The following is a 5,517-nucleotide window of genomic DNA, read 5'->3' as shown; positions in this document are numbered from 1 at the left end:
CCTACCTGGCGGCGCGGGGCATTCTGGTCACCGGTTTGTACCGCCTGCGTTTTGTGGCGCATCTGGATGTCGATGCGGCGGGTATTGACCGCACCGTGGCGGCGGTGCGTGATTTTTTAATGGGCAGACCGTGAACCGCTGGCTTGGTCGACATGACTTTGGAAGTTGACGCGATGACCCTGTTGGCCGGTATTGAGCCTCTCGGCCTCTTCATTGCGCCGGGCTGGGCAAAAACAGTCGCGTATTTACCGCTCGGACTGGTTTTCAACTTCAATGGCCTGTGGGTCAACCTGGGCTATGCGGTCTTGGGCGCGGCCGTGTCCCGGCGCTTGGCCCCACTGCAGCAAGGCAGGGCCTGGCTGCAACGCTTGGCCGGCGTGATGTTTATCGGATTTGGCCTGAAACTGGCCTTGACGGACAATCCACCTTCCTGAAACCTTGCGTGACAAACTGAAGCTACGTCAGCCAACGCTTTCCTCAACTTAAGACCATGCCGAACACCCACAAAATCACCCCGCAAGAAGCGCTTTTGCGCACCATTGAGCACCGCGAGATTTTTCACGACGAGATGCTGCACATCATGCGCGGCATCATGACGGGCGAGTGGTCGCCCGTCATGATGGCGGCCCTGATCACCGGCCTGCGCGTCAAAAAGGAAACCATTGGCGAAATCACGGCCGCCGCGCAGGTAATGCGCGAGTTTTCCACAAAGGTCAACGTCGCCGACACAAGCCATCTGGTGGACATTGTGGGCACCGGCGGTGACGGCTCGCACACTTTCAACATTTCAACCTGCGCCATGTTTGTGGCCGCCGCTGCGGGCGCCCGGGTCAGCAAGCACGGTGGCCGCAGCGTCAGCAGCAAGAGCGGCAGCGCCGACGTGATGGAGTCGCTGGGCATCAACATCAACCTGTCGCCCGAAGCCATTGCCCAGTGTATTGAACAGGTGGGGGTCGGCTTTATGTTTGCGCCCAATCACCACCCGGCCATGAAAAACGTGGCGCCGGTGCGCAAGGAGCTGGGCATCAAGACCATTTTCAATCTGCTCGGGCCGCTGACCAACCCGGCGGGAGCCCCCAATATCCTGATGGGTGTGTTTCACCCGGACCTGGTGGGTATTCAGGTGCGCGCGTTGCAGCGGCTGGGCGCCGAGCACGCGGTCGTGGTGTATGGCAAGGACGGTATGGACGAAGTGTCGCTGGGCGCGACCACTTTGGTCGGAGAGCTCAAACACGGTGAAATCACTGAGTATGAGATTCACCCAGAAGACTTCGGCATGGTTATGGCCAGCAACCGCGCGCTCAAGGTGGAGACGCCGGAGCAGTCCAAAACCATGCTGCTGGGGGTGCTGGACAACGCGGCGGGGGCTGCCAAAGACATCGTGATTCTCAATGCCGGTGTGGCGCTGTACGCTGCCAATGTCGTGCCGACGATGAGCGCCGGTATTGACAAAGCACGAGCGGCCATTGAATCAGGTGCGGCCAGAGCCAAGCTGGCGCAACTGGTTTCCATGTCCCAACAACTGAAAGGCACAGTGAAGTGACCGATATTCTGGAACAGATCGTGGCCGTCAAACGCCAGGAAATCGCAGCAGCCGTTGCCCGCAAACCCTTGGCCGTCATGCGCGCCGATGCCGAGTCGCGTGTGCTGACACGGGATTTTGTCGCCGCCCTGCGCAGCAAGATCGCCGCCGGGCAGCCCGCCGTGATTGCCGAGATCAAAAAAGCCAGCCCCTCCAAGGGCGTGCTGCGCGAGGATTTCATTCCCGCCGATATAGCACAAAGCTATGCGGAGCAAGGGGCTGCCTGTTTGTCAGTACTCACCGACTTGCAGTTTTTCCAGGGTTGTATCGACTACCTCAAGCAGGCCCGCGCCTCCTGCCCGCTGCCGGTGCTGCGCAAGGACTTCATGCTGGATGCCTATCAAATCTATGAATCGCGCGCTTGCGGGGCCGATGCCGTATTGCTGATTGCGGCCATTCTGGATGATGCGCAAATGAAAGACTTGGAGGCGATTGCGCGCAGCCTGGATATGGCGGTGCTGGTGGAGGTGCACGATGCGCCCGAGCTGGCGCGTGCATTGCAGCTCAAAACGCCGCTGATCGGCGTCAACAACCGCAATCTCAAAACTTTTGAGGTCTCGCTGGACACCACCTTGACGCTCATGCGCGAACTGCCTGCCGACCGTTTGCTGGTGTGTGAGAGTGGCATCCACACCCGCGACGACGTGCTGCGCATGGGGGCGGCCGGTGTCAACGCGTTCCTGGTGGGCGAAGCTTTCATGCGCGCCCCCGATCCAGGTGAGGCTTTGGCGAGGCTGTTTGCCACGGCCTGACATGTTCGCCAGTGACGTGCCCCGCTTGACCGAGTGGGCGCCTGAGCGCTGGCCGGTGGCGGCCGACTGGCGTCCTGTGGTGGAGCAGTTTTTGACCAGTGAAACGGGTCGGGCGTTGGAGCGCTTCGTGCAGGCGCGGCTGGCCGGTGGCGCCATCATCTACCCGCAGCAACCCTTGCGCGCGCTGGCGCTGACGCCGCTGGCGCAGGTCAAAGTCGTTATTTTGGGCCAGGACCCCTATCACGGGCCCGGTCAGGCCGAGGGTCTGGCGTTCTCGGTGGCGCCTGGTGTCAAACCGCCGCCTTCACTGTGCAATATATTCAGGGAAATCGCTCGGGACCCCTTGCTGGGCCCAGGTAACTTGATCCCACACGGTGACGGCTCACTGGTCGCCTGGGCGCGCCAGGGGGTCTTGCTTCTCAACAGCTGTCTCACCGTCGAGGCGGGCCAGCCCGCCAGCCATGCTGGGCGGGGCTGGGAGGCACTGACCGATGAAGTGGTCAAGGCGGTTGCATCAATAGACCATCCGGTGGTGTTCCTGTTGTGGGGCGCCCACGCGCAGGCGAAGCAGCGTCTGATCGCGGCGACCGCGAGGCCAGGCGGTGGTGCCACGGCCGGCCATCTGGTGCTGAGCGCCAACCACCCGTCGCCCCTGTCCGCCCGCCGCCCGCCCTTGCCATTTCTGGGCTGCGGGCATTTTGGTCTGGCAAATGCCTATCTGCTGCAGCATGGCTGCGCGCCGATTGCCTGGTAAGCGAAAGTTCTTCATTTGAACCCGTGTCCACACCATTTTTTCGTGGCATAATCCACGGTTCACCAAGGAGAGGTGGCCGAGTGGTTAATGGCAGCAGACTGTAAATCTGCCCTCTTACGAGTACGATGGTTCGAATCCATCCCTCTCCACCAGTGATGAATTGAATGTTGGTTCGCCGTCGGAGCGCGTGTTCATGTGTATGCGGGGACGCCGCAGCGGCTGCTTGTTTTGCAAGCTTGTGCGGGGTTCGTATAGTGGTAATACCTTAGCCTTCCAAGCTAAAGCGAGGAGTTCGATTCTCCTACCCCGCTCCATATTTGATGTGCTGGGATGGTTATGTAGTTTTGGGTGACCTGTATTTGACGGGTCGCACAGGCCCATTTGGCTCAGTGGCAGAGCACTCCCTTGGTAAGGGAGAGGTCCCGGGTCCGATTCCCGGAATGGGCACCATGATTTTTGATTTGACAGTCCTTCACTTTTCGGAGTCTGAAAATGGGAAAAGAAAAATTTTCGCGTAGCAAGCCGCACGTCAACGTCGGCACCATTGGCCACGTCGATCACGGCAAGACCACCCTGACAGCGGCCATCACCAGCGTGCTGGCGACCAAATTTGGCGGTACCGCCAAGGCCTACGACCAGATCGATGCAGCGCCCGAAGAAAAAGCGCGCGGCATCACCATCAACACGGCCCACGTCGAGTACGAGACCGCCAATCGCCATTACGCCCACGTCGATTGCCCCGGCCACGCTGACTATGTGAAAAACATGATCACCGGCGCGGCGCAAATGGACGGCGCCATTTTGGTCGTGTCCGCCGCTGACGGCCCCATGCCGCAAACCCGCGAACACATCCTGCTGGCGCGCCAGGTCGGCGTGCCTTACATCATCGTATTCCTGAACAAATGCGACATGGTCGACGACGCCGAACTGCTCGAACTCGTTGAAATGGAAGTGCGTGAACTGCTCGACAAATACGAGTTCCCGGGCGACACCACCCCCATCATCCATGGCTCGGCCAAACTCGCCATGGAAGGCGACAAAGGCCCCATGGGCGAACAAGCCATCATGAAACTCGCTGATGCGCTGGACAGCTACATTCCCCTGCCAGAACGTGCCATTGATGGCGCCTTCCTGATGCCCGTCGAAGACGTGTTCTCGATCTCCGGTCGTGGCACCGTGGTGACCGGCCGCGTTGAGCGCGGCATCATCAAAGTCGGCGAAGAAATCGAAATCGTCGGCATTCACGACACCCAGAAGACCACCTGCACGGGCGTCGAAATGTTCCGCAAGCTGCTCGACCAAGGTCAAGCGGGTGACAACGTCGGCATCTTGCTGCGCGGCACTAAGCGTGAAGACGTGCAACGCGGCCAAGTGCTGTGCAAGCCCGGCTCGATCAAACCGCACACCCACTTCACGGGCGAGATCTATGTCTTGTCCAAAGACGAAGGTGGTCGCCACACCCCGTTCTTCAACAACTACCGTCCCCAGTTCTACTTCCGTACCACGGACGTGACCGGTGCGATCGAGTTGCCAGAAGGCAAAGAAATGGTGATGCCGGGCGACAACGTGTCGATCATCGTCAAGCTGATCAACCCGATCGCCATGGAAGAAGGCCTGCGTTTCGCCATCCGCGAAGGTGGCAAGACGGTCGGTGCTGGTGTGGTTGCGAAGATCATCGCATAGACGATTTTATTTGTAGGGGCGTAGCTCAATTGGCAGAGCGTCGGTCTCCAAAACCGAAGGTTGATGGTTCGATTCCTTCCGCCCCTGCCACCAGATTCGCACGATGAGGTGGATTCCCGGCCCGCTATGTGAATGGCGGGCTTCAGCGTCTCAAGACGGCTGAATTTGATTTGATGCAGCAAAAGTACGAGATTGAGAAAAATGGCCACCACACAAGTTGAAACTGTCAGTACCGGCGCCGATAAGGTCAAACTTGCGACAGCCGCCGTGTTGGTTGTGGCCGCGCTTGCAGCCTTTTATTTGTTTGGCAAACAAGGGCAACTGGTTCAATGGGGTGCTTTGCTGCTGGGTTTGGCGGTCGCCGTGGTTGTTTTTTTTACATCCGAGACTGGCAAAGCCTTGTACGGCTTCGGTCAAGACGCCTGGAGAGAAGTTAAAAAAGTCGTTTGGCCCGCGCGCAAAGAAGCCATTCAAATGACGGCTTATGTGTTTGGCTTTGTGCTGCTGATGGCTTTATTTCTCTGGCTGACGGACAAGACGCTTGAGTGGTTGTTTTATGACTTGATTCTGGGGTGGAGAAAATAATGAATGACGCTGTAGAAACCCCGGCAACTGAAACGCCTGCGGCGGCGCAGGTTCTGGCAACGGCGCCGACCAACCCCGATTTGCGTTGGTACGTTGTTCATGCTTATTCAGGCATGGAAAAAGCGGTTGAACGCAACATCACGGAGCGCATCAATCGCTCT

General features: G+C 59.0%; 6 protein-coding genes, 4 tRNA genes and 2 pseudogenes. All 12 read left to right on the top strand.

Annotated features, from left to right (window positions below; translation table 11 throughout):
- Positions 1 to 134 (top strand): annotated as a pseudogene (locus tag PHS32_RS23810) (low-specificity L-threonine aldolase); the annotation flags it as partial.
- A 9-nt stretch (positions 135 to 143) separates the two neighbouring features.
- Positions 144 to 434, top strand: a complete 291-nt coding sequence (locus tag PHS32_RS23805) for a hypothetical protein (RefSeq protein WP_301082024.1) — start codon at positions 144 to 146, stop codon at positions 432 to 434.
- A gap of 56 nt (positions 435 to 490) precedes the next feature.
- Positions 491 to 1,543 carry an anthranilate phosphoribosyltransferase gene (gene trpD / locus PHS32_RS23800; RefSeq protein WP_301082022.1) on the top strand — a complete coding sequence of 351 codons (1,053 nt, stop codon included), beginning with the start codon at positions 491 to 493 and terminating at the stop codon, positions 1,541 to 1,543.
- Positions 1,540 to 2,334: an indole-3-glycerol phosphate synthase TrpC gene (gene trpC / locus PHS32_RS23795; RefSeq protein WP_301082019.1), complete on the top strand. Its 795-nt coding sequence runs from the start codon at positions 1,540 to 1,542 to the stop codon at positions 2,332 to 2,334. The genes trpD and trpC overlap by 4 nt, the downstream gene beginning before the upstream one ends.
- Position 2,335: 1 nt before the next feature.
- Entirely contained in the window at positions 2,336 to 3,088 is a 753-nt protein-coding gene (locus PHS32_RS23790; protein WP_301082016.1) for a uracil-DNA glycosylase, read from the top strand.
- Between the two features lie 66 nt (positions 3,089 to 3,154).
- Positions 3,155 to 3,240, top strand: a tRNA-Tyr gene (locus tag PHS32_RS23785).
- Positions 3,241 to 3,328: 88 nt separating this feature from the next.
- Positions 3,329 to 3,402 (top strand) — tRNA-Gly (locus PHS32_RS23780).
- A gap of 61 nt (positions 3,403 to 3,463) precedes the next feature.
- Positions 3,464 to 3,538 (top strand) — tRNA-Thr (locus PHS32_RS23775).
- A gap of 42 nt (positions 3,539 to 3,580) precedes the next feature.
- Positions 3,581 to 4,771: an elongation factor Tu gene (gene tuf / locus PHS32_RS23770; RefSeq protein WP_301082014.1), complete on the top strand. Its 1,191-nt coding sequence runs from the start codon at positions 3,581 to 3,583 to the stop codon at positions 4,769 to 4,771.
- 14 nt (positions 4,772 to 4,785) lie between these two features.
- Positions 4,786 to 4,861: transfer RNA gene (locus tag PHS32_RS23765), tRNA-Trp, on the top strand.
- Positions 4,862 to 4,972: 111 nt separating this feature from the next.
- The gene (gene secE, locus PHS32_RS23760) at positions 4,973 to 5,356 is read left to right on the top strand and encodes a preprotein translocase subunit SecE (protein ID WP_301082010.1); all 384 of its coding nucleotides are present in this window, start codon (positions 4,973 to 4,975) and stop codon (positions 5,354 to 5,356) included.
- Positions 5,356 to 5,517 (top strand): annotated as a pseudogene (locus PHS32_RS23755) (transcription termination/antitermination protein NusG); the annotation flags it as partial. The gene secE and the pseudogene PHS32_RS23755, both read left to right, overlap by 1 nt.

Source organism: Rhodoferax sp., from assembly GCF_028714215.1.
GTDB lineage: Bacteria > Pseudomonadota > Gammaproteobacteria > Burkholderiales > Burkholderiaceae_C > Rhodoferax.
Note: the sequence above shows the minus strand (reverse complement) of the source record. Positions and strands in the feature narration are given on the sequence as shown.

Coding starts and splice junctions, on each gene's coding strand:
- tuf (WP_301082014.1), top strand. CDS start 3,581: ATGGGAAAAGAAAAATTTTCGCGTAGCAAGCCGCACGTCAACGTCGGC.
- secE (WP_301082010.1), top strand. CDS start 4,973: ATGGCCACCACACAAGTTGAAACTGTCAGTACCGGCGCCGATAAGGTC.
- trpD (WP_301082022.1), top strand. CDS start 491: ATGCCGAACACCCACAAAATCACCCCGCAAGAAGCGCTTTTGCGCACC.
- PHS32_RS23790 (WP_301082016.1), top strand. CDS start 2,336: ATGTTCGCCAGTGACGTGCCCCGCTTGACCGAGTGGGCGCCTGAGCGC.